This is a genomic window from Streptomyces sp. NPDC001549 (genome assembly GCF_042894025.1).
In the GTDB taxonomy this organism is placed as follows: domain Bacteria; phylum Actinomycetota; class Actinomycetes; order Streptomycetales; family Streptomycetaceae; genus Streptomyces; species Streptomyces kutzneri.
The window spans coordinates 213,016-239,323 of sequence record NZ_JBIAVJ010000007.1; the positions used below are offsets into that span (position 1 = coordinate 213,016).

At 72.2% G+C, this 26,308-nt stretch carries 24 protein-coding genes and 5 tRNA genes; 11 read left to right on the forward strand and 18 right to left on the reverse strand.

Annotated features, from left to right (window positions below; translation table 11 throughout):
• Positions 1–138: 138 nt before the first annotated feature.
• Positions 139–633, forward strand: a complete 495-nt coding sequence (locus ACFY04_RS14970; RefSeq protein ID WP_389116821.1) for a DsbA family protein — start codon at positions 139–141, stop codon at positions 631–633.
• Here ACFY04_RS14970 and ACFY04_RS14975 read toward each other — a convergent pair.
• From ACFY04_RS14975 to ACFY04_RS14985, 3 genes are all read right to left on the reverse strand, one after another.
• Entirely contained in the window at positions 630–1,454 is an 825-nt protein-coding gene (locus ACFY04_RS14975; RefSeq protein ID WP_389116823.1) for a GNAT family N-acetyltransferase, read from the reverse strand. The two genes, ACFY04_RS14970 and ACFY04_RS14975, sit on opposite strands and share 4 nt — an antisense overlap.
• Before the next feature lie 73 nt (positions 1,455–1,527).
• Positions 1,528–2,349 carry an aminotransferase class IV gene (locus tag ACFY04_RS14980; RefSeq protein WP_389116824.1) on the reverse strand — a complete coding sequence of 274 codons (822 nt, stop codon included), beginning with the start codon at positions 2,347–2,349 and terminating at the stop codon, positions 1,528–1,530.
• Positions 2,346–3,431: a chorismate-binding protein gene (locus ACFY04_RS14985; RefSeq protein ID WP_389116825.1), complete on the reverse strand. Its 1,086-nt coding sequence runs from the start codon at positions 3,429–3,431 to the stop codon at positions 2,346–2,348. The genes ACFY04_RS14980 and ACFY04_RS14985 overlap by 4 nt, the downstream gene beginning before the upstream one ends.
• 179 nt (positions 3,432–3,610) lie before the next feature.
• Between ACFY04_RS14985 and ACFY04_RS14990 the strand changes: the two genes are divergently transcribed.
• From ACFY04_RS14990 to ACFY04_RS15010, 5 genes are all read left to right on the forward strand, one after another.
• Positions 3,611–3,683: transfer RNA gene (locus ACFY04_RS14990), tRNA-Gly, on the forward strand.
• Between the two features lie 39 nt (positions 3,684–3,722).
• A tRNA-Cys gene (locus ACFY04_RS14995) sits at positions 3,723–3,796 on the forward strand.
• 1 nt (position 3,797) lies between these two features.
• Positions 3,798–3,869: transfer RNA gene (locus ACFY04_RS15000), tRNA-Val, on the forward strand.
• 19 nt (positions 3,870–3,888) lie between these two features.
• A tRNA-Val gene (locus ACFY04_RS15005) sits at positions 3,889–3,960 on the forward strand.
• Positions 3,961–4,012: 52 nt separating this feature from the next.
• Positions 4,013–4,087 (forward strand) — tRNA-Val (locus ACFY04_RS15010).
• Between the two features lie 267 nt (positions 4,088–4,354).
• Here the strand turns inward: ACFY04_RS15010 and ACFY04_RS15015 are convergent.
• The gene (locus ACFY04_RS15015; protein WP_389116986.1) at positions 4,355–4,564 is read right to left on the reverse strand and encodes a hypothetical protein; all 210 of its coding nucleotides are present in this window, start codon (positions 4,562–4,564) and stop codon (positions 4,355–4,357) included.
• A 527-nt stretch (positions 4,565–5,091) separates the two neighbouring features.
• On the opposite strand from ACFY04_RS15015, the gene ACFY04_RS15020 reads away from it, so the two are divergent.
• Positions 5,092–6,306, forward strand: a complete 1,215-nt coding sequence (locus tag ACFY04_RS15020; RefSeq protein WP_314249564.1) for a protein kinase — start codon at positions 5,092–5,094, stop codon at positions 6,304–6,306.
• Positions 6,307–6,335: 29 nt separating this feature from the next.
• On the opposite strand, the gene ACFY04_RS15025 is transcribed toward ACFY04_RS15020, so the two are convergent.
• From ACFY04_RS15025 to ACFY04_RS15060, 8 genes are all read right to left on the reverse strand, one after another.
• Complete coding sequence (locus tag ACFY04_RS15025) at positions 6,336–7,154, reverse strand: RNA methyltransferase (protein ID WP_030765610.1); 819 nt, start codon at positions 7,152–7,154, stop codon at positions 6,336–6,338.
• Positions 7,155–7,196: 42 nt separating this feature from the next.
• A complete protein-coding gene (cobA, locus tag ACFY04_RS15030) occupies positions 7,197–8,441 on the reverse strand; it encodes a uroporphyrinogen-III C-methyltransferase (RefSeq protein WP_389116826.1) in 1,245 nt (414 codons plus the stop codon).
• Positions 8,442–8,910: 469 nt separating this feature from the next.
• Positions 8,911–12,063, reverse strand: coding sequence for a nicotinate-nucleotide--dimethylbenzimidazole phosphoribosyltransferase (gene cobT / locus ACFY04_RS15035; RefSeq protein ID WP_389116828.1), 3,153 nt, complete (start codon positions 12,061–12,063; stop codon positions 8,911–8,913).
• Positions 12,064–12,337: 274 nt separating this feature from the next.
• Positions 12,338–13,537, reverse strand: coding sequence for a precorrin-6y C5,15-methyltransferase (decarboxylating) subunit CbiE (gene cbiE / locus ACFY04_RS15040; RefSeq protein WP_389116829.1), 1,200 nt, complete (start codon positions 13,535–13,537; stop codon positions 12,338–12,340).
• 75 nt (positions 13,538–13,612) lie between these two features.
• Entirely contained in the window at positions 13,613–14,311 is a 699-nt protein-coding gene (locus tag ACFY04_RS15045) for a GNAT family N-acetyltransferase (protein ID WP_389116830.1), read from the reverse strand.
• A gap of 236 nt (positions 14,312–14,547) precedes the next feature.
• Complete coding sequence (locus tag ACFY04_RS15050; RefSeq protein ID WP_389116832.1) at positions 14,548–15,414, reverse strand: MetQ/NlpA family ABC transporter substrate-binding protein; 867 nt, start codon at positions 15,412–15,414, stop codon at positions 14,548–14,550.
• A 92-nt stretch (positions 15,415–15,506) separates the two neighbouring features.
• On the reverse strand, positions 15,507–16,175 hold the full coding sequence (locus ACFY04_RS15055; RefSeq protein WP_030010866.1) for a methionine ABC transporter permease: 669 nt from the start codon (positions 16,173–16,175) through the stop codon (positions 15,507–15,509).
• A complete protein-coding gene (locus tag ACFY04_RS15060) occupies positions 16,172–17,218 on the reverse strand; it encodes a methionine ABC transporter ATP-binding protein (protein ID WP_389116987.1) in 1,047 nt (348 codons plus the stop codon). Before ACFY04_RS15060 ends, ACFY04_RS15055 begins: the two co-directional genes overlap by 4 nt.
• Before the next feature lie 613 nt (positions 17,219–17,831).
• On the opposite strand from ACFY04_RS15060, the gene ACFY04_RS15065 reads away from it, so the two are divergent.
• On the forward strand, positions 17,832–18,200 hold the full coding sequence (locus ACFY04_RS15065; RefSeq protein ID WP_389116834.1) for a hypothetical protein: 369 nt from the start codon (positions 17,832–17,834) through the stop codon (positions 18,198–18,200).
• Positions 18,193–18,651 (forward strand): hypothetical protein, encoded by a 459-nt coding sequence (locus ACFY04_RS15070; protein WP_389116836.1) that lies wholly within the window; start codon positions 18,193–18,195, stop codon positions 18,649–18,651. Before ACFY04_RS15065 ends, ACFY04_RS15070 begins: the two co-directional genes overlap by 8 nt.
• Here ACFY04_RS15070 and ACFY04_RS15075 read toward each other — a convergent pair.
• From ACFY04_RS15075 to ACFY04_RS15085, 3 genes are all read right to left on the reverse strand, one after another.
• Positions 18,641–19,147, reverse strand: a complete 507-nt coding sequence (locus ACFY04_RS15075) for a GNAT family N-acetyltransferase (RefSeq protein WP_150256638.1) — start codon at positions 19,145–19,147, stop codon at positions 18,641–18,643. The genes ACFY04_RS15070 and ACFY04_RS15075 overlap by 11 nt on opposite strands.
• A 37-nt stretch (positions 19,148–19,184) precedes the next feature.
• The gene (locus ACFY04_RS15080; protein WP_389116838.1) at positions 19,185–19,745 is read right to left on the reverse strand and encodes a sigma-70 family RNA polymerase sigma factor; all 561 of its coding nucleotides are present in this window, start codon (positions 19,743–19,745) and stop codon (positions 19,185–19,187) included.
• Positions 19,746–19,818: 73 nt separating this feature from the next.
• A complete protein-coding gene (locus ACFY04_RS15085; RefSeq protein WP_389116840.1) occupies positions 19,819–20,997 on the reverse strand; it encodes a glycerophosphodiester phosphodiesterase in 1,179 nt (392 codons plus the stop codon).
• Positions 20,998–21,151: 154 nt separating this feature from the next.
• Here ACFY04_RS15085 and ACFY04_RS15090 point away from each other — a divergent pair, with 154 nt between their 5' ends.
• Complete coding sequence (locus tag ACFY04_RS15090) at positions 21,152–21,919, forward strand: lysophospholipid acyltransferase family protein (protein WP_389116841.1); 768 nt, start codon at positions 21,152–21,154, stop codon at positions 21,917–21,919.
• Positions 21,920–21,928: 9 nt separating this feature from the next.
• Here the strand turns inward: ACFY04_RS15090 and ACFY04_RS15095 are convergent, their stop codons facing one another.
• The 3 genes from ACFY04_RS15095 to ACFY04_RS15105 all read right to left on the reverse strand — a co-directional run bounded on the left by ACFY04_RS15095 (position 21,929) and on the right by ACFY04_RS15105 (position 25,567).
• The gene (locus ACFY04_RS15095) at positions 21,929–23,404 is read right to left on the reverse strand and encodes a membrane-associated oxidoreductase (protein WP_389116843.1); all 1,476 of its coding nucleotides are present in this window, start codon (positions 23,402–23,404) and stop codon (positions 21,929–21,931) included.
• Positions 23,405–23,474: 70 nt separating this feature from the next.
• Entirely contained in the window at positions 23,475–25,019 is a 1,545-nt protein-coding gene (locus ACFY04_RS15100) for an MFS transporter (RefSeq protein ID WP_389116844.1), read from the reverse strand.
• Positions 25,016–25,567, reverse strand: coding sequence for a TetR/AcrR family transcriptional regulator (locus tag ACFY04_RS15105; protein WP_389116845.1), 552 nt, complete (start codon positions 25,565–25,567; stop codon positions 25,016–25,018). The genes ACFY04_RS15100 and ACFY04_RS15105 overlap by 4 nt, the downstream gene beginning before the upstream one ends.
• A 90-nt stretch (positions 25,568–25,657) precedes the next feature.
• Here ACFY04_RS15105 and ACFY04_RS15110 point away from each other — a divergent pair, with 90 nt between their 5' ends.
• A complete protein-coding gene (locus ACFY04_RS15110; protein ID WP_389116847.1) occupies positions 25,658–26,170 on the forward strand; it encodes an HAD domain-containing protein in 513 nt (170 codons plus the stop codon).
• The last annotated feature ends 138 nt before the right edge of the window (positions 26,171–26,308 follow it).

Sequence of the window (26,308 nt, forward strand, 5' to 3'; positions counted from 1 at the left end):
CCGCCGCGGCGGCCAGGTTCCGGGCCCTGCCCGGACGGATCTCCGGGACATCTCCGGGTCGCGCCTCCTCCCTGGGTCCAGGTCGCCGGGTGCAGGTCCCGGTCGGTGGGGCGGGCGGGGGGCTGGGAGACTGTCCGTATGACCGATTCCGTGATCCTCGACGTCTGGTGCGAACTGCAGTGCCCGGACTGCCACCGCGCCCTGGACGACGTACGCGCCCTGCGGGCCCGCTACGGCGACCGGCTGGACATCCGGCTGCGCCACTTCCCCCTGGAGAAGCACAAGCACGCCTTCGCCGCGGCGCAGGCCGCCGAGGAGGCCGTCGAGCAGGGCCAGGGCTGGCCCTACACGGAGGCCGTGCTGGCGCGCACCGCGGAGCTGGCCGAGCGCGGTGAGCCGGTGCTGCTGGACGTGGCGCGTGAACTGGGGCTCGACGTCGAGGAGTTCGACACCGCCCTGATCGACGGGCGGCACATCCTGATCGTCGACGCCGACCAGGCCGAGGGCAAGGCGATCGGCGTGACCGGCACCCCGACGTACGTGATCGACGGGCAGCGCCTCGACGGCGGCAAGAGCCAGGACGGCCTGCGCGCCCGTATCGAGGAGATCGCCGACCGCCTGCTGACGGCCTAGATCAGGTCCTTGGCGTAGTTGAAGTTGGTGGGCCGGTAGCCGAGGGAGACGTAGAGCCTCAGGGCCGGGGTGTTGTCGGTGAAGACCTGGAGCGCCAGCAGGCGGTGGCCGGCGGCGAGGGCGGCGCGCTCGGCGAGCACCACCAGGTGGCGGCCGTGCCCGCGTCCCCGGTGCTCGGCCCGGACCTCGATGTCGTAGATGTACGAGCCCGCCCCGCGCGGCGCGAGCCACACGTGGCCGACGGTCACCCCGGCCGCCTCCAGGACGAGGAAGACGGCTCCCGGGGTGGCCAGGCCCTGGGGCAGCTGGCTCTCGTGGTCGGCCACCGATTTGGCGCGGGCGGCCTCGGCGGACATGCCGCGGCTGCTCCAGTTCGCGGCGTAGGCCTCGACGGCTCCGGCGTACCAGCCCTCGTACTCGGCCTGCGTCATGGGACGGCCGAGCACCCCCTCGGGGAGGGCGGGCGGCTCGGCGGGCAGGTCCTTGGCCATGTTCCGGCTGTACTCGGTGTACCCGAGGGCCTCGGCCATGCACAGGCCTGCCTCCGAGTCCGCCGGGACCGAGACGCGGACCCGGCGGCAGCCCCAGCCGCGCAGCACTTCCTCGGCGGCGAGCGCGGCCACGGTGGCCCTCCCCCGCCGCCGGTCGCCCTGCTCGACGTCCAGGTCGCGGATCTCACCGACCGTCGGCCCGAACGGGGTGTCGGAGGCGATCAGCAGGGCGCCGACCCGCCTGCTGTTGACCCGGATCTCGTACGGGCGCGAACGCGCGCCGTCCGCCATGTGCTGGAGCGGCCCGGACGGCCGCAGGGTGGTGGTCATCCCTTGAGTTCTACCCGTCCCGCGGCCGCCGCGACAGCCCTCCTCCGGCGGAAGCCGCCCGGGCCCTGCCGCTCTACGGGTCGAGGTCCGCGCCCGCCTTCACCTCGAAGATCCGCATCACCTCGGCCGTGACCGGTCCGGGGGCGGTCCCCAGCTCGCGGTCGTCGATCCGCAGCACCGCCTGGGCATCGCGCAGCGAGGAGGTCACGAAGACCTCCTCGGCCCGCTCCAGCACCTCGAAGGGCATCTCGGTCTCCTTGGCGCCGGCCCAGTCGACGATCAGGGCCCGGGTGATACCGGCCAGGCAGCCGGAGGCGAGCGGCGGGGTGTGCAGTTCTCCGTCGAGTACGACGAAGACGTTGGAGCCGGTGCCCTCGCAGAGCCGGCCGAGGGTGTTGGCGAGGAGCGCCTCGGAGGCCCCGGCGCGGTGTGCGGCGGCGAGGGCGACCACGTTCTCGGCGTACGAGGTGGTCTTGAGCCCGGCCACGGCGGAGCGCTCGTTGCGGACCCAGGGCACCGTGACGACGGCGGTGGTGTCCGGGCGGCGGGGGGAGTCCGCGACGGCCGCGATCAGGGTGGTCCCGGCGTCCCCGCGGTCCGAGCCGAGCGGGGAGACACCGCCGGTGTAGGTGATGCGCAGCCTCCCGTGCTCCAGCGGGTTGGCCTCCAGTACGGCGGCGCAGGCGCGGCGGACCTCGTCGAGGTCGGGGTCCGGCAGGCCCAGGCCCCGGGCCGAGCGGGTGAGCCGTTCCAGGTGCCGGGTGAGCGCGAAGGCGTGGCCGCGCTCCGCCTTCAGCGTCTCGAAGACGCCGTCGCCCACGGTCAGACCGTGGTCGAGGACGGACACCTTCGCGGTGTCCGCCTCGGTCAGGGCTCCGTCGAGCCAGATTTTCATGGTGCGGTCCTTCCGATCGTGTCGTTCGTCCCCTGCGTACCACCGCTCACCTCGTGGCCCATGGCCACCCGCAGGAGCCGGGCGGCCTTGAGTTCGGTCTCCGCCCATTCGCGGTCGGGATCGGAGCCCCAGGTGATGCCCGCTCCGGTGCCGAAGAGCAGACGGGGGCCGCCGACGGCCTCGCGGTCGATCCAGAAGGTACGGATACCCACGGCGAGCTCGGCTGTGCCCCGGTCCGCGTCGACCCAGCCGATGCCTCCGCAGTAGGGACCGCGCGGGGCGGTTTCCAGGGCTTCGATGATCCGCAGGGCGGAGGACTTGGGGGCGCCCGTGACGGAACCGGGCGGGAAGGTGGCGGCGAGCAGCTCGGGCCAGCCGGCGCCGTCCGCGAGTTCGCCGCTCACGATGGAGACGAGGTGGACCAGGCCGGGGTGCTCCTCGACGGCGCACAGCTCGGGGACGGCGACGGAGCCCGTCGCGCAGACCCGGCCGAGGTCGTTGCGTACGAGGTCCACGATCATCACGTTCTCGGCGTGGTCCTTGGGGAGCAGGTCGTCGACGGTACGGCCGGTCCCCTTGATGGGGCCTGACTCGATGTGCCGGCCCGCCCGGCGCAGGAACAGTTCGGGGGAGGCGGTGGCGATCTCGACGCCGTGGGCGGCCAGGCGAATCGTTCCTGCGAAGGGTGCGGGGTTGCCGCGCGCGAGGAGTGCGGTGAGCGCGTCGACATCGGCGCGGTCGGGGTGGGGCAGCGGCGCGGACATCACCCGGCAGAGATTGGCCTGGTAGACCTCACCGGCGGCGATGTACTCACGGACGCGCCGTACGCCGGCCACGTAGGCGGCGCGGTCGAGGGAGGAGGTCCACCGGTCGGCGTCGGGTCCGCGCCAGGCACCCGGGACGGGCGCGGGGACCGGCTCGCGGCGTACGTCGCCGAAGCGCGCGCAGACGAGCCGCCCTTCGAAGTCGGCGGACACCGCCCAGAAGCCGGTGGAGTCGAGGGCGGCGGGGTCGCTGGTGACGTCACGGAGGTCGGTCGCGAGAAGGCCGCCGAAGCGGGCCATGGGAGGCAGGTCGTGCACGGCTGCGAGTCTATGACCGGTGACGGCACGGCGCCGGTGCGGTGACGGCAGGGTGACCTGTGGTGATCGAGTGGCAGCACGCTGCGGAAACGCGTTTTTGAGCTGGCCCGGTAATCCGCTAGAGTTCAACTCGTCGCCAGGGAGCGAAGGGGAAACCCCCGGAGCGAACACGGTGACCTGCGGACGTAGCTCAGTTGGTAGAGCACCACCTTGCCAAGGTGGATGTCGCGAGTTCGAGTCTCGTCGTCCGCTCGAAGTGGGGGATCTTCCCGAGAACCCCTGCAGCTCCATGGTGGAGTGGCCGAGAGGCGAGGCAACGGCCTGCAAAGCCGTCTACACGGGTTCAAATCCCGTCTCCACCTCCAAGGACGATTAGCTCAGCGGGAGAGCGCTTCCCTGACACGGAAGAGGTCACTGGTTCAATCCCAGTATCGTCCACTGATCCGCAAGGATCCCCGCGCGATTAGCTCAGCGGGAGAGCGCTTCCCTGACACGGAAGAGGTCACTGGTTCAATCCCAGTATCGCGCACGCAGCACCTGCACTACCGAGTTCCACCTGCGGCTTTCGAGCTGCGGAGCCCGCGCGATTAGCTCAGCGGGAGAGCGCTTCCCTGACACGGAAGAGGTCACTGGTTCAATCCCAGTATCGCGCACCACCTGAAAGCCCCGGCCATTCCCACGGCCGGGGCTTTCGCGTTTCGCGTTCCCCCGCACGAGTGGGCCGGGCCCGCTAAAGGCCGAGGGCGCACACCAAAGGCCGGCATGCAGGAAAGAGGCGCATGAAAAAGGGTGCTGCCCGTCCGACTCCCCAGTCGTACGGGCAGCACCCTTCACCTGCCGTCCGTCCGCCGCTCCCCCGTCCCCACGGGGTTCGGCAGGCAGATGTCCCGGTCCGGGCCGCTCTCCCGGACCTGGGGCGCCGCTCAGCGCCCCAGCATCACGCCCACGGACGACGCCTGTGCCGCCAGCTGATCGAAGCCTCCGAAGAGGAAGAGCAGCAGGGCGGCCAGGGGGAGCACCATGGCCGCGGCCACCAGTGGGTGGCGGGTACCGGACTCGTGGCCGTTGAACGCGAATGCCTTGCGTCCCTGCCGTGCGATGTCCGCCATGGTCCTCTCCCTGTCGTCTGTCAGCGGCGGGCTCGTGACCTCGGGGGACGAGTGCGCCACCCGCCGCTTGTCTTCAACACTAGGCGGGCGGGCGGCTCCTGGCCTCATGCCCTCGTACCCATTGCCGGGCCTCCAGGAGGATGACGGGGCCTCCCCCGTGTACTCCCCTGGGTGGAGACCGCTCCCCCGCTATGGGGGTCTTCCCGGAGGGGATGACCGGAGGGTAGTGACTTCGCTCACTTCCGTCACTGCCTGTTGCCGCGTGTCCGCCCACCGGCTGTCGGCAAGATCGACTCGGCCGCGAGCCGCGTACGGGCGCGCCGGAGCGGGTCCGGACCTGCTCCGGGGCTCCAATCCCCTTGGCGCAAGGGGCGCTTGGCCCGGTGGACCGTCCCGGGAGCGCTCGCGGACCACGGCGCCGACGCCCCCTCAAGTGTGCTGTGGCGCACTGACAATCGAATCCCCCGGCGAGGGCGCGGCCTCTGAGCACGCATGCCGGATGGTCCGTAAGCTGTGCCACGTCAACAGGACGACCGGTCAGCGGGGTGGACATGGCGATGATGCGGCTCCGGCGCGAGGACCCGCGTGTCGTCGGCTCGTTCAGACTGCACCGGCGGCTCGGCGCCGGCGGCATGGGCGTGGTCTACCTGGGATCGGACCGGCGCGGGCAGCGTGTCGCGCTCAAGGTCATCCGGCCGGATCTGGCCGAGGACCAGGAGTTCCGCTCGCGGTTCGCCCGTGAGGTGTCCGCCGCCCGGCGGATCCGGGGCGGGTGCACCGCACGCCTGGTGGCGGCGGACCTGGAGGCCGAGCGCCCCTGGTTCGCGACGCAGTACGTGCCCGGTCCCTCCCTGCACGACAAGGTGGCCGAGGAAGGTCCCCTGACGGCCGCGCAGATCGCCGCCGTGGGCGCCGCGCTCTCCGAGGGCCTGGTCGCCGTCCACGAGGCGGGGGTCGTGCACCGCGACCTCAAGCCCTCGAACATCCTGCTGTCGCCCAAGGGCCCCCGGATCATCGACTTCGGCATCGCCTGGGCCACCGGGGCGAGCACCCTCACCCATGTGGGTACGGCCGTCGGCTCCCCCGGATTCCTCGCCCCCGAGCAGGTGCGCGGCGCCGCCGTCACCCCGGCCACCGACGTCTTCGCCCTCGGCGCCACCCTCGCCTACGCGGCCACCGCCGACTCGCCCTTCGGGCACGGCAGTTCCGAGGTCATGCTGTACCGCGTGGTGCACGAGGAGCCGCACCTGCAGGGCGTGCCGGACGCGCTGGCGCCCCTGGTACGGGCCTGCCTCGCCAAGGACCCCGAGGAGCGGCCCAGCACGCTCCAGCTGTCGATGCGGCTCAAGGAGATCGCGGCCCGCGAGGCGCAGGGGCTCTCGGACGGGCGCCCGCCGGCCCAGCGGGCCCGGGTCGAGCGGCCGACCGGGCGGCTGCCCGAGGCGGAGCGGATCGGCGGGGCCGAGGAGTACCCCGGCCGGCGTACGGAGCGTCGTACGGGCGGCAGCACCACGCCCCGGGCCCAGGGCGGCTCCCCGAGCGGTCCGCACTCGCGGCCCTCGTCCTCCCGCAACCCGCAGCACCCCGGCGGCCCGTCCTCCCGGCCGACCTCGGGGCGTACGGGCGGCCGTCCGGCCCCCAGGACGACGGGGACGGGACGGCGCCCCTCGCGGCCGGATCCGAAGCTGATGCGGCAGCGGCTGATCGTGTTCGTCGTGGTGACGCTGATCGTGGCGCTGGGCATCGCGGCGGCCCAGAAACTGTAGTTACGGCGTTCGGCAGGGCCTCGGACGGCCTACTGCGCGGCGCGGCCCTGGGCCACCGCGTAGAAGGCGACCGCGGCCGCCGCGCCCACGTTCAGCGAGTCCACGCCGTGCGCCATGGGGATCCGCACCCACTCGTCGGCGGCGACCAGCGCGGGCGTGGACAGGCCGTCGCCCTCGGCGCCCAGCATCAGCGCGACCCGTTCCAGGGACTGCGGCGCGGCCACGTCGATCGGCGTGGCCTTCTCGTGCGGGGTGAGGGCGAGCAGCTTGAACCCCGCCTCGCGCACCGAGTCCAGGCTCTTCGGCCAGGCCTCCAGACGGGCGTAGGGGACGGAGAACACCGCTCCCATGGAGACCTTCACCGAGCGGCGGTAGAGCGGGTCCGCGCAGTCGGGCGACAGCAGCACCGCGTCCATGCCGAGGGCGGCGGCGCTGCGGAAGATGGCCCCGATGTTGGTGTGGTCGTTGACCGCTTCCATGACGACCACACGGCGGGTCGTGGAGAGCAGCTCCTCGGCCGTGGGCAGCGGCTTGCGCTGCATGGAGGCCAGGGCCCCGCGGTGCACGTGGTAGCCGGTGACGCGCTCGGCGAGCTCGGGGCTCACGGCGTAGACCGGTGCCGGGAGTTCGTCGATGACGTCGCGCATGACGTCGACCCACTTGGCGGAGAGCAGCATCGAGCGCATCTCGTACCCGGCGTCCTTGGCGCGTCTGATGACCTTCTCGCCCTCGGCGATGAAAAGGCCTTCCGCGGGCTCGCGCCTGCGCCGGAGTTCGACGTCGGTCAGGCCCGTGTAGTCGCGCAGGCGCGGGTCGTCGGGGTCGTTGACGGTGATGAGATCAGCCACAGGGTGATACTGCCTTGTCCTGGGTGCGGTGCCAACGGCCTGTCAGGCGCCGGCGGTGGGGAGGGTGCGGTCGCCCGGGCCGTTCACGCGGACGACCTCGCCGATGACGATGACGGCCGGCGGACGGACCTCTTCGGCGCGCACGGTCTCGCCGACCGTGGCCAGGGTGGCGTCCACCCGGCGCTGGGTGGCGGTGGTGCCCTCCTGGATCACCGCGACGGGGGTGTCCGCGGATCGGCCGTGGCGCACCAGTGCCTCGGCGATCAGGCCGATCTTGTCGACGCCCATCAGGATCACCAGGGTGCCGGTGAGCTTGGCGAGGGAGGCCCAGTCCACCAGCGAGCGCGGGTCGTCGGGGCCGACGTGGCCGCTGACCACGGTGAACTCGTGCGCCACACCGCGGTGGGTGACCGGGATGCCCACGGCGCCGGGCACCGAGATCGAGCTGGAGATGCCGGGGACGACGGTGCAGGGGATGCCGGCCTCGGCGAGGGCCTGGAGCTCCTCCATGCCGCGGCCGAAGACGTACGGGTCCCCGCCCTTGAGCCGGACCACGGCCTTGCCGGCCCTGGCGTGCTCGATCAGGGCGTTGTTGATGGCCTCCTGGGCCATGAACCGGCCGTACGGGATCTTCGCGGCGTCGATGACCTCGACGTGCGGCGGAAGCTCGTCGAGCAGGTCACGGGGGCCGAGCCGGTCGGCGATGACCACGTCGGCCTCGGCGAGGAGGCGGCGGCCGCGCACGGTGATCAGGTCCGGGTCGCCCGGGCCGCCGCCGACGAGGGCCACGCCGGGGGTGGCCTTGTGCCGGTGGGCGGGAGCGGTGAGGGTGCCGTCGCGCAGGCCCTCCACGACGGCGTCGCGGACGGCCGCGGAGCGGCGGGGGTCGTTGCCGGTCAGCACGGCGACGGTGACGCCCTCGATGCGGCCGGTCGCGGGGGTCCAGGCGGTGGCGGCGGAGGCGTCGTCGGCGCGGACGCACCAGACGCGCTCGCGCTCGGCCTCGGCGGAGGCGCGCTCGTTGTCCTCGCGGTTCTGGGTGGCGATCAGCGCGTACCAGGCGTCGGCGAGGTCACCGTCCTGGTAGCGGCGGCGCTCCCAGCGGATCTCGCCGGTCTCGGCCATGGCGTCCACGGAGGGGGTGGCGGAGGGCGAGATGAGCAGGACATCGGCGCCGGCCGCGATGAGCGCGGGAAGGCGACGCTGCGCGACCTGTCCGCCGCCGATGACGACGACGCGGCGGCCGGCGAGGCGGAGTCCTACGGGGTAGGCGGGGGTGTCGGCCATGGCGGTGCGGCTCCTGGTGCGGCAGTCGTTCTGTCTTGCCGCTGCGGCTCTGGAGCGGCGGTGTGCTGACGTGCGGATTCTTGGTGCGGGTCCACCATACGGCGCGGGCCGTCCCGAGGCGCGGACGGGGCTGCGCCCCCGGGCCCTGCCCCGGGCGCTGCCCCGGGCGCTGCCCCGGGCGCTGCCCCGGGCGCTGCCCCGGGCGCTGCCCCGGGCGCTGCCCCGGGCGCTGCGCCTCAAACGCCGGCGGGGCTGGGGTTGGGCTTCGCGGTGGGGCGGTGCCCCTCCGGGACGTCTCCTCGGCTCGCGAACCCTGAGCCGGACCGGCCCGCCGGCCGGTGGTGGGTTCGCTCGACCTGCGGGGACATCCCGGAGCGTCCCCACCCCACGGCGGACCCGAGCACGAGCCGGATCGTGGAAGGGACCCTGCCGCCGGTCCGGAGACGCACCGCCTCCGGACCGGCACGGATTACTTCTCGGTGACGCCCGCCGAGTCGAACGTGGCGACCTCGTGCATCGCGCGGGCCGCGCTCTGGACCAGGGGGAGGGCGAGCAGGGCGCCCGTGCCCTCGCCGAGGCGGAGGTCGAGGTCGACCAGCGGGCGCAGGCCCAGCTTGTTGAGCGCCGCGACGTGGCCCGGCTCGGCGCTGCGGTGGCCCGCGATACAGGCCGACAGGGACTCGGGGGCGATGGCGCGGGCCACCAGGGCCGCGGCTCCGGCGCTGACGCCGTCCAGGATCACCGGAGTGCGCAGCGACGCGCCGCCGAGGAGGAGGCCGACGATGGCCGCGTGCTCCAGGCCGCCGATGGCTGCCAGGACGCCGATCGGGTCCGCCGGGTCGGGCTGGTGGAGCTCCAGGGCGCGCCGGACGACCTCGACCTTGCGGGCGTGCGTCTCGTCGTTGATGCCCGTGCCGCGGCCGGTGACCTCGGCCGGGTCGACCCCGGTGAAGACCGAGATCAGAGCCGCGGACACGGTGGTGTTCGCGATGCCCATCTCGCCGGTCAGCAGGGCCTTGTTGCCTGCCGCGACGAGGTCGCGGGCCGTTTCGATGCCCACCTCGATGGCCGCGACGGCTTCCTCGCGGGTCATCGCGGGGCCGGTGGAGAGGTCGGCGGTGCCGGGACGGACCTTGCGCGGGAGCAGGCCCGGGGTGGCCGGGAGGTCGCCCGCGACGCCGACGTCGATCACGCAGACCTCGGCGCCGACCTGGTTGGCGAAGGCGTTGCAGACCGCTCCGCCGCCCAGGAAGTTGGCCACCATCTGGGTGGTGACCTCCTGCGGCCACGGGGTGACGCCCTGGGCGTGCACGCCGTGGTCACCGGCGAAGATCGCGACCGCGGCCGGCTCGGGGATCGGCGGCGGGCAGACCCGGGAGAGGCCGGACAGCTGGGCGGAGATGATCTCCAGCATGCCCAGGGCCCCGGCGGGCTTGGTCATGCGCTTCTGGCGCTCCCAGGCCTCGCCCAGAGCCTTCGCGTCGAGCGGGCGGATGCTGGCGACCGTCTCCGAGAGCAGGTCGTGCGGCTCCTCGCCGGGCAGCGCGCGGCGGCCGTAGGTCTCCTCGTGGACCACCCAGGAGAGCGGGCGGCGCTGCGACCAGCCGGCCTGGGCCAGCTCGGGCTCCTCGGGGAACTCGTCGACGTAGCCGACACAGAGGTAGGCGACGACTTCGAGGTGCTCGGGCAGGCCCAGCTCGCGGACCATCTCGCGCTCGTCGAAGAAGCTGACCCAGCCGACACCGAGGCCCTCGGCGCGCGCGGCGAGCCAGAGGTTCTCGACGGCGAGGGCCGCGGAGTACGGGGCCATCTGCGGCTGGGTGTGCCGGCCGAGGGTGTGGCGGCCGCCGCGGGTGGGGTCGGCGGTGACGACGATGTTCACCGGGGTGTCGAGGATGGCCTCGATCTTGAGTGCCTTGAACTGCTTCGCCCGGCCCTTGGGCAGGGACTTCGCGTAGGCCTCGCGCTGGCGCTGGGCGAGCTCGTGCATCGACCGGCGGGTCTCGGCCGACCGGATGACGACGAAGTCCCACGGCTGGGAGTGGCCCACGCTGGGCGCGTGGTGCGCGGCTTCCAGGACGCGGAGCAGCACCTCGTGCGGGATGGGGTCGGTGCGGAAGCCGTTGCGGATGTCGCGGCGCTCGCGCATGACGCGCAGCACGGCCTCGCGCTCGGCGTCGGCGTAGCCGGGGGCCGCCTCGCCTGCGGCGGGCTCGGCCGGGACGATGGGCTCGGCATCGGCATCGGCCGGGGCCTCGGGCTGGACGGGCTCGGCCACGATGGCGGCCACCTCGACCGGGGCCTCGGCCGGGGCGGACTCGGCCGACTCGGCCACGACGGCCGCGATCTCGATCGCGGGCTGGACGGGCTCCGGCTGGACCGGCTCGGGCACGACGGCCACCACCGGCTCGACCGCGACCGGTTCGGGCTCGGGCGCGGACTCGGGCTGGGGCTCGGGCTCCGGCTGCACCTCGGCGACCGGCTCGGGCTGGACGGGCTCGGGCTGGACCGGCTCGGGAGCCACGGCCGTCACCGGCTCGACGGGGACGACCGGCTCGGGCTGCGGCTCCACGGCCACCGGCTCGACCGCGATCGGCTCGGCCTGGGCCACCGGCTCCGGCCCGGCCTCGGGCAGTACCTCGGCAACGGGCTCCGGCTGGACCGGCTCGGCCACGACGGCCGCCACCGGCTCGGGCTCGGGCTCCACGGACACCGGCTGGACCGCGATCGGCTCCGGCTGCGGCTCGACCGCGATGGGCTCCGGCTGCAGCGGCTCGGCCGCCACCGGCTCGGGCTGGGCCACCGGCTCCGCAGGGGTCGGGACGGGCTGCGGCTCCACGGGCTGCGCTGCGGCCTCGGCGGGGACCGGGGCGGGCTCCGCCACCGGCTCCGGCGTCCACGGGGCGCCGGCCTGCGGCGGGATCTCGCCCGGCTGGGCCGCGGGGGCCGGGGCGGTCTCGGCGCGCGGGATGTCCAGGTACTCGGGTCCCGTGGTCGGGGGTCCTGCCTGGCGCAGCGGGAGGGGCGCCGACGGGGTGCTCACGGCGGCCATCGGGACGGCCTGGGCGGGCGCCGCGGCCGGGCCGCGGTCGGCGAGGGACCGTACGACTCCACCATTGGCCTCGGGCATGGGCGGGCCCATGTGCAGGGGGCGCCGGACGGGGGCCGCGGGGGCCACCGGGGCCGCCGGGGGCGGGACGACGAGCCCGCCGAGGTCGAGCGCGCCGGAGTCACGGCCGCCCGTCTCGTGCGCGCCCGCGCTGTAGCCGCCGTCGGGGAACACGGGAGGGGGGAACTCGGTGTACGCGGCCGGGGCCTCGGGGTAGGCGGGCGCGGCGGCGTAGGACTGGTCCGTGTACATCAGCGGCTCGCCGAGCTGGGGCGCGGCGGGGAAGGCGGGGGCCGGCGGGACGACCTGCGGGTCGCTCCATGCACCCTGGCCGCTCGGCATCAGCAGCAGTTCCTCGTCCTCCGGCTCGGCCGGGTTGTCCATGAGGTCCTGGAAGGCGTAGCCAGCGGGAATCGGTGCCGGGATCTGGACCGGAGCGGGGACGCTCTGCTGATCCACCATGCCCGCGCTGTCCGGGAGACCCTCGCCCGGGACCTGGCCGGTGTCAGTCATGCTTACCCCTCGCCCATCGGTGTTGCCTCTTCGATCGCCCGGTCGCCCACGAGGCCGCCGAGCGGTGTTGCCTGCGGGGTTGCGGTGCGACGAGCTCGTCTCGCATACGCCTGCACGACAACCAGTAAGCATTGTCGCGCCCGTCGGCCACCGTGGCGGCCATAACCGGCACGGTCCTCTGTGGACTGCGCCACGTCGCGCGTCCAGGCGGTGCCGCGATGCCCGAATCGTCCGAGGCAGTACGACGATCGGCCAGCCTACCCCGGCCCTCGTCTCAGCGCGTGGCGGGGCGTTCGGCTGCCAGGAGGAACACCACGGAACGGTCCTGTTCGGCCCAGGTCCGGGTGTCCAGGCCGACGGACTGGAGCAGCGCGCACTCGACGGCGTAACCGTGTTCGGTGAGTGCCCTGCCGATCGCCTCCGCCTCGTCGCGGGTGGAGGCGTGGCTGACGATCCGTTCGGGGCGGCGTTCGGCGACGGCCGCGACGACGGCGGCGCCGCCACCGCCGACGCGGACGACATCGGGCTCGGGCAGGTTCTCCAGTACGTGCGGAGCGCGCCCGGCGACGGCCTGGAGCTGCACTCCCCGCTCGCGGGCGGCGGCGGTTATGCGGTCGCAGGCGGCCGGGTCGGCGTCGACCGCGATGACGGCGGCGCCGAGGGCGGCGGCGTCCACGGCCACGCCGCCGGATCCGGCGCCGATGTCCCAGAGGAGGTCGCCGGTACGCGGGCCGAGCCGGGCGAGTTGGGCCGCGCGGAGCTGGGCGGACTCGCCTTCTCCCGCGTCGGCCTGCGGCCTGGCCCAGCCGCGGTCGGCGGACCGGGCGGCGCTCTGGCCGAGGAGCCAGCCGGCGTCGGCGGTGGCCGGTGCCCCGCCCCCGATGACGATGACGACGTTCGGGTCGCGCCAGCTGTGGTCGGCGGCCTTGTCGGAGGTGAGGACGCTCACCTGCTCCCGGTCCGTGCCGAGTTCCTCGCAGACGACGAAGGTGCGGTGAACTCCTTCGAGGAGCAGGGCGAGTTCCGCGGGGCCGGCGCCGGGTGAGGTGAGGACGGCGACCTTGGCGTGGGCGCGGCAGACGTTGACCGCGCGGCGCAGGGTGCGGGGGTGGGCCACGACGACCTGCGCGTCGTCCCAGGGCATGCCGGCGCGGGCGAAGGCGGCGGCCACGGAGGAGACGGCCGGGACGACCTCGACCTCCAGGCCGTGCTCCGGGGCGCGCAGGGTGCGTACGGCGCCGAAGAAGCCGGGGTCCCCGTCGGCGAAGACCACCGCGGTGCCGCGGTGCCCGGCGATGCGGCGGGCGGCGAGGCCGATACTGCCCAGGCGGATGCGCTCCGCGGTGGGCGGTACTTCGGGGAGGGCGAGGTGGTGCGCGGCGCCGGCCACGAGGGTGGCGGCGGAGAGCGCGGACCGGGCGCCCGCGGTCAGGGGCGAACCGTCCCAGCCGATCACCGTGACCCGGTCGGCCATCGTCGTCAGTCTCCTGGTCTGGGGTCGGGCGGGGTTTCGTCGGGGCGGGCACGGTGAGACTACCCGGTCATCGGTTCAGTTCCAGTCGGCGCCGACGCGGTGGCCGTTCGCGTCGGCCCGCTGCGGGAACGCGGTGCTGCGGGCGTATCCGTCGTAGCTGTCGTAGCCGTCGTATCCGTCGTAGCCGTCGCCCTCGTCGAGGTCCTCGGGGACCAGGCTCCAGACGATGAGGTCGGTGCGGGTATCGGCCCAGCCGCCGTCGGCCGTCTGCGTACGCACTATCCACGCGTTGCGCAGGACGCCCTCGCTGATGCAGCCGATCTTCTGGGCCACTTGCTGCGAGGCGGTGTTGTCGGCGGCGGTGCGCAGTTCGAGGCGCTCGAACCCCTGGGAGCGGAAGAGCCATTGGGCGACGGCCAGGACGGATTCGCTGGCGTAGCCCTCGCCGCGGGCCCAGGGGGCGGTGACGTAACCGACCTCGGTGGCACGGGTGCGCCAGTTGGTGCCCTGCAGGTGCACGATGCCGACGAGGCGCTGGGTGAGGAACTCGGTGACGGCGAAGACGATGCCGCGGCCCTCGGTGCGTTCCGCGTGGGAGTGCCGGGTGGCCCAGGCGTGTGCTTCGGCGTGGGTGTAGGGGTGGGGCACGCCGGTCCAGGCGGTGACGTGTTCGTCGTTCATCATCTCGGTCAGCGCGGTGACGTCCTCTTCCTCGAAGGGGCGCAGCACCAGCCGGTCCGTGCTGATGGTGACGTCCGGGAAGGTGGTAGTCATGCGCAGCTCCATGCCTGAGACCGTGGTGCGACCGTGGTGCGATGCGACCGCGGTGCGGGACCGTTCGTGCGGGACCGTGCGTGCGGTTCGTAGGCCACAGCATGCAGCATCGACCGGGGGATGTGCAGGGCCGGGTTGCCCGGAAGCGGGCAGAGCTCGGCCCCGCGCGCCGTCAGGTGCGTGCGGGGCCGAGATTCATGACCGGTTCGGGAGGAACCGGATCACGAGGTACCGGTTCAGGAGGCGGCCGGGGCGCCGAAGGCCGGGATGACCGAGCCCTGGTACTTCTCCTCGATGAACTTCTTGACCTCGTCGGAGTTCAGGAGCTTGGCCAGCTTCTGGATCCGCGGGTCGTTCTGGCTGCCGTCCTTGACCGCGAGGAAGTTGGCGTAGGGGTTGCCCTCGGCCTTCTCCAGGATCAGCGCGTCCTTGGCGGGCGACAGCTTGGCTTCGAGGGCGTAGTTGCCGTTGATGATCGCGGCGTCCACGTCGTTCAGGGCGCGCGGGACCGTGGCGGCCTCCAGCTCCTTGAACTCCAGGCCCTTCTTGTCGGTGATGTCGGACAGCTTGGCGCTGGTGCCGACACCCACCTTGAGGGTGATCAGGTTGTTCGCGGCGAGCAGCTGGAGCGCGCGGCCCTCGTTGGTGGTGTCGTTGGGGACGGCGATGGTCTGGCCGGCCTTGATGTCACCGATGGCCTTGATCTTCTTGGAGTAGAGACCGAGGGGCTCCAGGTGCACGTTCACGACGGGCACGACGTGCGTGCTGTTCTTCTTGTTGAAGTCGTCGAGGTACGGCTTGTGCTGGAAGTAGTTGCCGTCGACCTGGCCCTGCTCGGTGGCGGTGTTCGGCAGGACGTAGTCCGTGAACTCCTTGACCTCCAGCTTGAGGCCTTCCTTGGCCGCGAGCTTGTCCTTGACGAAGTTCAGGACGTCGGCGTGCGGGCTCGGGGAGGCCGCTATGACCAGGGGCTTGCTCTCGTCGGCCTTGCCGCCGTCGGCCTTCGCCGAGGACGGGTCCGAGGAGCTGCCGCAGGCGGTGAGGCCGAGGGCGAGCGCGGTGGCCGTGGCGGCGAGGGCGGTGAGCTTGATGTTCTTACGCACGAAGAGTGCCTTTCTTGCTGAACAAGTACCGATGACTTGCTGGTGGTGGCCCAAGCACGACAAGTGCGGGCTCTGTTGGGGGGAAGGTCTTTTCAGGCGGTCCGGCCGCGGCGGGCGAGGAGCCGGACCGCGCCGTCGCCGAGCAGCTGGATCACCGTGACGAGGGCGATCAGGACCACGACGGTGGCGATCATGAAGCCGGTCTCGAAGCGCTGGAAGCCGTAGGTGATGGCCTTGGAGCCCAGTCCTTCGCCACCGACGGCGCCGGCCATCGCCGAGTAGCCGACGAGGGTGATGACGGTGGTGGTGACACCGGCGACCAGGGAGGGCAGGGCCTGCGGGAGGAGCACCTTGCCGACCAGGGTGGGGATGCCGCCGCCCATGGACTCGACGGCCTCGATCAGGCCGTGGTCCACCTCGCGGACGGCTGTCTCGACGAGCCGGGCAAAGAAGGGGACGGCGCCGATGGCGAGCGGGACGATCATGGCGGTGGGGCCGATGAAGGTGCCGACGACCGCGGTGGTGACCGGGATCAGGAAGATCAGCAGGATGATGAACGGCAGCGAGCGGCCTATGTTCACGATCACGCCGAGGACCTTGTTGAGCGGCTGGTTCTGCAGGAGGCCGCCCTTGTCGGTGAGGACCAGCAGGATGCCGATGGGCAGTCCGCCGAGCACGGTCACCAGGGTGGACCACAGCACCATGTAGAGGGTGTCGTAGGTGCCCTGGGTGAGCAGGGGCTGCATTTCGGACCAGGTCACTTGGCACCGTCCTTGACCAGCTCGGCCAGTTCGTTGTCGATCTCGTCGACGATGTCGACCTGGAGGCCCTGCTCGCGCAGGAAGCCGACCGGCACGACGTTGTCCTCGTAACCGCCGGGCAGTTCGATGCGCATGCGGCCGATCTGCCGGCCCGCGACGGTGTCCATCGCGGCGCCGAGGATCGAGATGTCGATGTTGTACGTGCGCGAGAGCTGCGAGATGACCGGCCGGACGGCGGCTTCGCCGTGGAAGGTGACGTCGACGACCGTGCGGTCGGGGCCGGTGGCGGTACCGGTGACCGGGAAGAGTTCGCCGGCGAGCTCGGAGCCGGGGGTGGCGAGGAGTTCGGCGACGGTGCCGGACTCGATGATCCGGCCGTTCTTCATCAGGGCGGCCGAGTCGCAGACGGTCTTGACCACGTCCATCTCGTGCGTGATGAGCAGCACGGTGAGGCCGAGCTGCCGGTTGAGGTCGCGCAGCAGCCCCAGGACGGAGCGGGTGGTCTCGGGGTCCAGGGCGCTGGTGGCCTCGTCGGACAGCAGCACCTTGGGGTCGCCGGCCAGGGCGCGGGCGATGCCGACGCGCTGCTTCTGGCCGCCGGAGAGCTGGGTCGGGTAGGCCTTGGCCTTGTCGGCGAGGCCGACCAGGTCGAGGAGTTCGAGGGCCTTGCGGGAGCGCTCGCGGCCGGAGACTCCGAGGATCTCCAGGGGCAGCTCGACGTTGGCCTGGACGGTGCGCGAGGACAGCAGGTTGAAGTGCTGGAAGACCATGCCGATGCGGCTGCGGGCCTGGCGGAGTTCCCTGCCCGCACGCCGGCCGCGGCCGGCGAGGGCGGTGAGGTCGACGCCGTCGACGGTCACGGTGCCGGTGGTGGGGCGCTCCAGCAGGTTGACGCAGCGGATCAGGGAGGATTTGCCTGCGCCGCTCTGGCCGATGACTCCGTAGACCTCGCCCTCGCGGACGTGGAGATCGACGCCGTCCAGGGCGGTGACCTCGCGGCCACGGGACTGGTAGACCTTCGTGAGGCCCGATGTGGTGATCACAGGATTTCCGTCGCTGTCGAGTGCGCGGCGCAGCGGACTGCCGGGCACGGGGCAAACAATCTGGGGACGCGATACGGGACGAACCGTCAGAAAATGATGGTGTCGACACGTGCGCGGGGCATGAGTGAGCCGTGCCGTTCATCAGCTGGTGACGTGGTGGCGCGGCTGGTCTCGCTTCGGGGCGCGAGGCTCAGGAAGGGGCCCTCAGAAGGCGCACATTCGACACATACAACGAGCACCGGGCGTCATCGTCGCCTCGGTCGCAAGGGTGCGGCTGCTCGTCGTGGTCATGGGCCCAAGTAAAGCAGACGTCTCCCCTGACCGATCAATGACGTCCGGATAGCGGACGAATTCCGACCACATACCGGACGTCACCGGTCAGCCCCGACCCTCCGTCCCGAGGCCGGTTCCCCGCCTCCGACCTGCGCCGACACGGCCGTCCGGGGCCGTCCGGGGCCGTCCGAGGCCGTCCGGCCCGCCCGGTCCGGAGTGCGGCGACCCGGTCCGCTGTGGTCAAGACCACGGTCGGTACGCCGGGCCCGCGGGCAGCGCGCGGGGCTGCGGGAGAAGGGGTGCGCGCATCGGGTCTTACGGCCCGTAATACCCTCGCTGCATGCTCGACGCCCTGACGGTCGCCATCGGCGTGGCCGCACTCGCCCTCGCCGCCTGGTGCGGCCACGCCGCATGGCGGGACCAGCCGACCAAGGACTGGCACTTCATCGGTATGGCCGTCGTGACCGTGCTGGTCCTGGCGCAGCTGGTGATCGGCCTGGTCAAGCTGGCCCAGGGCGAGAAGCCCGACGAGGGCACGGTGATCTTCATGGCCTACCTGGTGGGCGCGTTCGCCGCGGTACCGGCGGCCGGGATGCTCTCGCTGACCGAGCGGACCAGATGGGGATCGATCACGGTGGCGGCCGGCGCCGTCGTTCTCGCCGTCCTCGAAGTACGGCTCTACGACATCTGGGGAACCACCGGTGCCTGACTCCGACACGACGAACGCCACCGGCGCCGCCGCCACCACCGCCACCGCCGGGCGCAAGCGGCTGGTCTCCGGGCCCGGTCTGCTGCTGGTGTGGCTGTACGGGGTGATGGTGGTGGGCGCGGTCTCCCGCTCGGCCTTCCAGATCTCCACCGAGTTCGACCGGGCGCCGCTGCCGTACGCGCTGTCCGCCGTGGCCGCGCTGGCCTACGCGTTCATCACGTACTCACTGGTGCGCGGCGGCGAGACGGCCCGCAAGGCGGCGCTGATCTGCTGCGCCGCCGAGCTGGCCGGTGTGCTGGCCGTGGGGACCTGGACGGTGGTGCGGCCCGAGTCCTTCCCCGACACGACCGTGTGGTCCCAGTTCGGCATGGGCTACCTGTTCATCCCGGTGATCCTGCCGATCACCGGGATGCTCTGGCTGCGCAAGCGCCGAGAGGCCGCTACGCGCTGACCGTGAAGTCGGTCGGGTCCTTGGCTTCCTTCTCCAGGATCACCAGCTGGACGCCGTCGGACGCGGTGCGGCCGCCGACCTTGACGTAGCCGGCCTTGCGGTAGAGGCGCAGGTTCGACTCGCTCTTGTGCCCGGTGTGCAGGCGGAAGCGGGTGGTGTGGCCGGGGCTCGCCAGGGCCTCCTCGACCGCGCGCAGCAGGCGCGCGCCGAGACCGTGACCCTGCAGGCGCGGGTGCACACAGAGCTTGGCGATCTTGCCGGTGCCGTCCTCGTCGACGTTGCCGCGCACGGTCCCGACGACCTCGTCGCCGAGCCGGGCCACCAGGACGGTGTCCGTCGCCAGCTCTCCCTTGAGGGAGTCCAGGGACTGGGTGAGCGGCTGGATGAGGTAGTTGCCGTACAGCTCGGCCTCCCGCTGGAAGGCCAGGTACTGCAGTTTGAAGATCTGCTCAGCGTCCTCGGCAGCCGCCGCCGAAATGGTCACGCTCATGCCCATGTGCGCATGCCTCCAGCTCACCTGGTAGCCCGTTGGTCTACCGCTCCTTTCCCCGCAGGCCAGGAGCCGCAACCTCTGCAGCCAGCATTCTGCGCAGACATCCCAGGCAACGGGAACGGACGGGCCCCAAACTTCCTTGTGAGATACCCAACTCTCCTGCGATTTCACGGTAAGTGAGGTCTCTGGGCGAAAGAAGTGCCTTCATCAGCTCGGGACAGCGTCCGGGCAACCGGGCGACCGCCGATCGGAGTGCGCGGTTCTCCTCGCCGTGCAGGAGGGCGTCTTCCGGCTCTGCCGCGGCGGCCGCGCCGGCCGGTGTGCTCCCGTCCACCGAGTTCTGGCGGTGGCCGTACGGGATCTCCCGGCGGGCCCGGCGCCGGGCGAGTCGGGCCTCCGCCCGGACCGCCCGGCGCAGCCACCGCGCCGGCTCCGCGGGTTCGGCCGGATCGGGGGCGTGGCGGCCGCTCTCCAGCAGCCTGACCCAGACGGCTTGTTCCAGGTCGGCCGCGTCCACTCCGGTGCCCGGGGCCTCCGCGGCCGCCTCGGCGGAGAGCAGCGGGCCCAGCTTGTCGAAGTAATCAGCCTTCAGCAGGTCCATGCCGGGCGGGACGAGTGGGCCGGGCCCGACGGTTTCCCCGCCGGGCCCGGCCCACTCGTACGGGAAGCGGCGCTCAGCGGTTGACGGGGCGTCGGCCCGGACGGAAGGCCTCCGCCGCAAGCACTCCGGTGTCCGGGTTGTCGGTGAAGATCCCGTCGATGCCCTGTTCGAAGTAGGTGCGGAAGGCACCGAGGGCGTCCCCGTACGCGGTGGGGTCGGTCCCCTTGCGGTACTCGGCGGGCAGGAAGCTGTTCTCGTTGCGTGCGGTGTAGGGGTGCAGCAGCAGCCCGCGGGCGTGGGCGTCCTTCACCAGGGTGGTCGGGGCGCCGAGCTCGCCCGCCGCGTCGCGCGGGAGGATCAGGTCCATGGTCGGGCCGATGCCCTGGGCGAAGCCGGCGATCCACTTCAGGCCCTCGGGCTTGACCAGGTCGGCGACCGTGCGCGGGTCCTTGGCCACCTCGAAGTCCCAGGGGCGGGTGCCCGCCGCGGCGAGCAGGACCACGCGGGGCGCGGAGACCAGCCGGGAGAGCCGCTGGATGCTGGAGGGCTCGAAGGACTGGAGGAAGACGGCGGCGCCCCGCCCGTCGCGCCCGTAGCGGCGCAGAAGCTTGGCGAGGGGCTCCTCCAGGCCGAGGCCCAGGCCCCGGAAGTAGGTGGGGTGCTTGGTCTCGACGTGCAGCCACACCCGCTTGCCGCGCCGCTTGCCCTCGCGGTCGGCCCAGCGGAGCACCTCTTCGAAGGTGGGTACGGCCCACTGGCCGTCGTAGAGCGTGTTGCGCTGGCGGACGGCGGGGATACGTTCCTTCGCGCGCAGGGTCCTCAGCTCGGCCAGGGTGAAGTCCTCGGTGAACCAGCCGGTGACGGCGACCCCGTCGACCGACTTGGTGGTGCGCCGGGAGGCGAACTCGGGGTGCTCGGCGACGTCGGTGGTCCCGCCGATCTCGTTCTCGTGGCGGCACACCAGATGGCCGTCCCGGGTCGGGACCAGGTCCTGCTCGACCACGTCGGCGCCCAGGTCGAGGGCGAGCTGGTAGGAGCCGATCGTGTGCTCCGGGCGGTAGCCGCTGGCCCCGCGATGGCCGATGACCGTCGGGTGGGGGAGGTCCCGGTGACCTCCGTCGCCGCGGCCGTCACCGTATCCGTACCCGTCGTCCGCGGCGGCGGAACCCGCCGTGAGTCCGGTGATCCCGGCCCCCGCCGCCAGGACGGCCGCCCCCAGGACCGTGCGCCGCGCTGCTCCACCCTGTGTCATGAGTGCCACTCCTCGTCGTGAACGCCGTGTCGCGGCCCGCGATCGGCGTGCCGATGGTAGGCAAAGGGGGTGGCCGAAGAGGGTGCGGCGACGGCACATCCGGAGAACGTGGCGCAAACACGCGTCAACACTGCGTATCCGACACGTGAACCCGATGTGCGCGGGAAGCCGACCCGCGAGTATCGTCCTCACCTGCGCTACCGCCGTGTGGTGGGTGCGCGAACCGCTTTTCGATGCCGGAGGGCCCACGTTGTTCCGTACGAAGCTCATCAAAGCCACTGTCGGACCGGTCATGCGCATGATGTTCCGCACCCGCGTGGAGGGCATCGAGAACATCCCCGGCTCCGGGCCGGTGATTCTGGCGGGCAACCACCTCACCTTCATCGACTCCATGATCCTGCCGCTGGTGTGCGACCGTACGGTCCACTTCATCGGCAAGGACGAGTACGTGACCGGCAAGGGGATCAAGGGCCGCGCCATGGCCTGGTTCTTCACCGGCTCCGGCATGATCCCCGTCGACCGTGACGGCGCCAACGGCGGCGTCGCGGCCCTGATGACCGGTCGCCGGATCCTCGAAGAGGGCAAGATCTTCGGCATCTACCCCGAGGGCACCCGCTCCCCCGACGGCCGCCTCTACCGCGGCCGCACGGGCATCGCCCGCCTGACCCTGATGACCGGCGCTCCCGTGGTCCCGTTCGCGATGATCGGCACCGACAAGCTCCAGCCGGGCGGCGCCGGCATGCCGCGCCCGGGCCGGGTCACCGTCCGCTTCGGCGAGCCGATGGAGTTCTCCCGCTACGAGGGCATGGACCGCGACCGCTACGTGCTGCGCGCCGTCACCGACTCGGTGATGGCCGAGGTCATGCGCCTCTCGGGCCAGGAGTACGTCGACATGTACGCCACCAAGGCGAAGGCCGCGTAGGCCCTCTCTTCACTGACGCTGGAGTGACCGGCTGACGCCCGCCGCCGTGGTGGTGGCGAGGATCCAGCCGGTCACGATCAGCAGGTACGACAGCCACTGGTGCCAGCCGCCCGGCGCGAAGGCCGCTTCCTGGCCGAAGCTGACGATCGGCACCATCAGGTCGATCGTGTAGAAGACCGCGTTGAAGTCCGGCGCCTCCCCCGCCTTCAGGGCGCGCGGCGGGTCGATCCCGTACGCGATCGACCCGGTCATCAGCAGGGCCACCAGCCAGCCCGCCGCACGCAGCGGCCGGAATCCGTAGCCGACGGTGGCGTCCTGGAGCAGCCCCCACGCCCGGGCGGCCCGGGGCAGGGTGTGGCGGTGCCTGCGCAGCTTCGCGAGCTGGACGGTCCGGGCGGCCGCCTCGTCGCCCGCCGTACGGTAGGCCGCCGCGAGCTGTTCGTAGGCGTACGTGAGGTAGCCGGACTCCTCCCGCTCCAGGGCGGGCAGCCGCTGCTCGGCGGGGAGGTGCGGGGCCAGGGTGCGGTAGGTCAGGCCGTCGATGGCGATCCGCTCGGGCCAGGCCTCCGGGTCGATGTGGAGCAGGTCGACGGTGGACCGGCGCAGGTTCACATCGCCGCGGACCGTTTCGCAGCGGCGCAGCCACAGCTCGCCTATGGCGCAGCTGGAGGCGCGCAGGGCGGTCCCGTCCGGGTTGGCGAGGTCGGCACGGGTGAGGTTGGCCTGGCCGGGTATCCGGGAGCCGGTGAGGTTGACCATGCCGCGGGCCTGGATCCGGTGCGCGCGCAGGTCGGTGCCGACGGTGAGGTTCTCGGCGTGCAGGGCGATCCCCCCGGGGGCGAGCAGCCGGGCGCGGTCGAGCTGGATCTGGCCGCCGACGGTGGCCCCGTTGAGGCGGAGCTGGCCGTGCACGGTCAGGTCGTTCGCGATGATGTCGGTGTCGACCTCGACGTGGTTGAGCTGGAGCGGGGGCTCGTCCGCCTCCTCGCCGGCCGTGGGGCCGATCACGGCCCCCTGGAGGAAGAGGCCCCCGGAGATCTTGGATCCCTGCAGCCGCACGGGGCCGGCGATCCGGCAGTGGGACAGGCGCAGGACCACGTCGACGCGCAGCGTGGAAGCGGTCAGGCCGGGCAGCGTGGAGTAGCCGAGGACCAGGGCGCGCAGCTGGGCCCCGTACATCAGGGGCTTGCGCTCGAACCAGCAGTCGCGCAGCCGGATGGGGTGGTCGATGACGGCGTAGCGCATGTCGAGCTTGCCCACGATCTTCGCGCCCTTGACCTTGAGGCCGGGGACCCGGCCCTGCACGGCGGGGCAGGCACCCAGCAGGATGGCCCGCAGCACCTCGGCGCGCAGGGTGCGGTCGGGGCCCCAGTCGGCTCCGTCGACGGAGCTGTCCTCGGGGGCGGCGCGGAAGTCGACCCCGTCGCCGCGCGGGAAGGCCTCCCAGACGCGGCGTTCCGCCGGGGTCAGATCGTTGATCTCCATCGCCGGGATGGTGTCCCGCAGTTCTACGAAATGTCAACTCCGGCCGGAACACCACCCCTTCGGCGGGACGTCAGTGCTCGACGCCCTCCTGGAGCCGCTGGCCCTTCAGCAGGAACCAGGCGGCCACGGCGGTGGCCAGCAGCACGGCCGCACCGACGCCGGAGGCGAGCCGCAGCCCGTCCACGAAGGCGTCCTGGGCGGCGCCCACCATCACCTGGGCGGTGTGCGGGTCCAGTGCCTTGGCGGCCTCGACGGCCCCGCCGAGGGATTCGTGCGCGGCGTCGGCGACCGGGCCCGCGACCGAGGCCGGGGCGGTGAAGCTCTGGTAGACGCCGGTGACGATGGAGCCGAGCAGGGCGATGCCGAGGGCGGCGCCGAGTTCGTAGGCCGTCTCGGAGACGGCGGAGGCCGAACCGGCCTGCTCCTTGGGCACGCTGGAGAGGATCACGTCGGCGGTGACGGTGAAGGAGAAACCGGCACCGAGGCCGACGACCAGCAGGGCCGCGCCGAGCAGCGGGTAGCCGCTCTCCTTGTGGATCAGGGTGAGCACGGCGAGGGCCAGGCCGATGGCGCCGAGGCCGCCGGTCACGATGGTCCGTACCGAGTACCGGCGGGCGTACCGGCCCGCGATCAGGCCGGTGACCACCGCGCCGATGGCGGCGGGCAGTTCGGCGAGGCCGGCCTCCAGCGGGTCGCGGCCCTGGACGAGCTGCAGGAACTGGGAGAGGAAGAAGACCAGGCCGGAGAGGCCGAAGACGGTGAGCAGGTCGGCGAGGACCGCGCCGGAAAAGCCGCGGTGCTGGAAGAGCCGCATGTCGAGCAGCGGGGACGGCAGGCCGAACTGGCGGCGTACGAAGGCGTACAGGGCGCCCGCGCCGAGTGCCGCGGTGGCCGCGACCTCCCAGGTCACGCCGTGGGTGGCGACTTCCTTGACGGCGTAGACCACGCTGATCACGCCGACGAGGGAGAGGCCGACGCTGACGAGGTCCCAGGGGCCGGCGACGGGGTTCTTGGATTCGGGAAGCAGCTTGATTCCGACGACGACCAGGGCGATCATCACGGGGAGGTTGATCAGGAAGACCGAGCCCCACCAGAAGTGCTGGAGCAGGGCTCCGCCGACGACCGGGCCGACGGCCGCGCCGGCCGAGGCGGTGGCGCCCCAGATGCCGATCGCGAGGCTGCGCTCCTTGGGGTCGTGGAAGATGTTGCGGATCAGCGCGAGGGTGGACGGCATCAGGGTCGCGCCGGCCACGCCCAGCAGGGCCCGGGCGACGATCATCATCTCGGGGCTGGTCGCGTAGGCGTTGAGCACGGACACGGCACCGAACGCGGCGGCGCCGGTGAGCAGCAGCTTCTTGCGGCCGATGCGGTCACCGAGACTGCCCATGGAGACCAGCAGTCCGGCGATGACGAAGGAGTAGATGTCGCCGATCCAGAGCAACTGGGTGCCGGACGGCTTGAGGTCCTCGGAGAGTGCGGGGGTGGCGAGGCCGAGTACGGTCGCGTCGACGGCGACCAGCAGCACGGCGAGCACCAGCACGCCCAGGGCGAGCCAGCGGCCGCGGCTCCTGGTCTCCGTCCCGGTCGGGCTGTTCAGCTGCTGGATGCTGCTCATTTCTCCACACTCCGTCGGGCGCCACCGAGCAACAGCTCGATGATCATGTACTGGAAGTCCTTGGCGGCGACCCGGCCGTCCGTCACGGCCCAGGCGCAGGCGCCGACGAGGGCGTAGAGCGCCTCGGTGAGCCACGCGGGGCTCAGGTCGATCCGGATGTCGCCCCCTTCCTGGCCGCGCCGGAAGAGCGCGCTGACGCGGGCGTCGAGCCGGGCCCATCCCTCGTTGACCTCGTCGCCCTCGAACAGCTGGTTCTCGGTGACGAGGAAGGCCAGCAGCTGGGCGTTGGGCTCGGCTTCCGCGACGAGACGTCTGATCGCCTCCACCGCCGTGCCCTCGTCGAGGCGGGCGTTGTCGAACGCCACCTCGAACTCCCGGATGCCGAGTTCTTCGAGGGCCCGTACGAGGGCGTCGCGTCCGGCGAAGTGCCGGTGGAGGGTCGCGCGCCCGATGCCGGCGGCGCGGGCGACCTCGTCCATCGTGGCGGTCGACTTGCGGGAAAGCAGGGCGGCCGCATCGCGGAGCACCTGGTCACGATCCATGGCCATGAGACAAGCGTACCCCAAATGAGACGTCACTGTCTCATTCAGTCGAAAAATGAGCTGCCTGAGAGGTAGCCGGAACGGAATCCTGCCGAAATGAAGCCACTGCTGCTGATCGACGTCGACGGGCCGCTGAACCCCTACGCGGCCAAGGCCCGGCGCCGTCCCGAGGGCTACCGCACCCACCGGATGCGCCCGACGGGCTGGACGGAGGCCGAGCAGGCCAAGCCGCTGCGGGTTTGGCTCAATCACGCCCACGGGGCGGAGCTGCTCGCCCTCGCGGACGCCTACGAGCTGGTCTGGGCCACCACGTGGAAGGACGAGGCCAACGACTGGATAGGCCCGCACCTGGGACTGCCCCGACTCCCCTTCATCGACTGGCCGGTGATGCACGGCCGGGCGCCGCGCGGCACGTTCTGGAAGACCCAGTACATCCTCGACTACGCGGGCGAGCGGCCCTTCGCCTGGATCGACGACGACATCACGGCGATGGACCGCGAGTACGTCGGCCAGCGCCACCCGGCGCAGGCCCTGCTGATGCGCATCGACGAGCAGATCGGACTGGTCCGCGCGGACTTCGACGCCCTGGCCGCGTGGGCCGCACCGTAACGGGAGAGCAACTCTTAGTAATTCGAACGCATCACGGAAGCCGGTCATCGGGGCCGCCGAGCCGAGGGAGGCACGGCAGTGCCGCCGTGGACAGTGACCGGCCGTTCTCGGTCAGCGTCGTCTGCTGATACCCCGGCA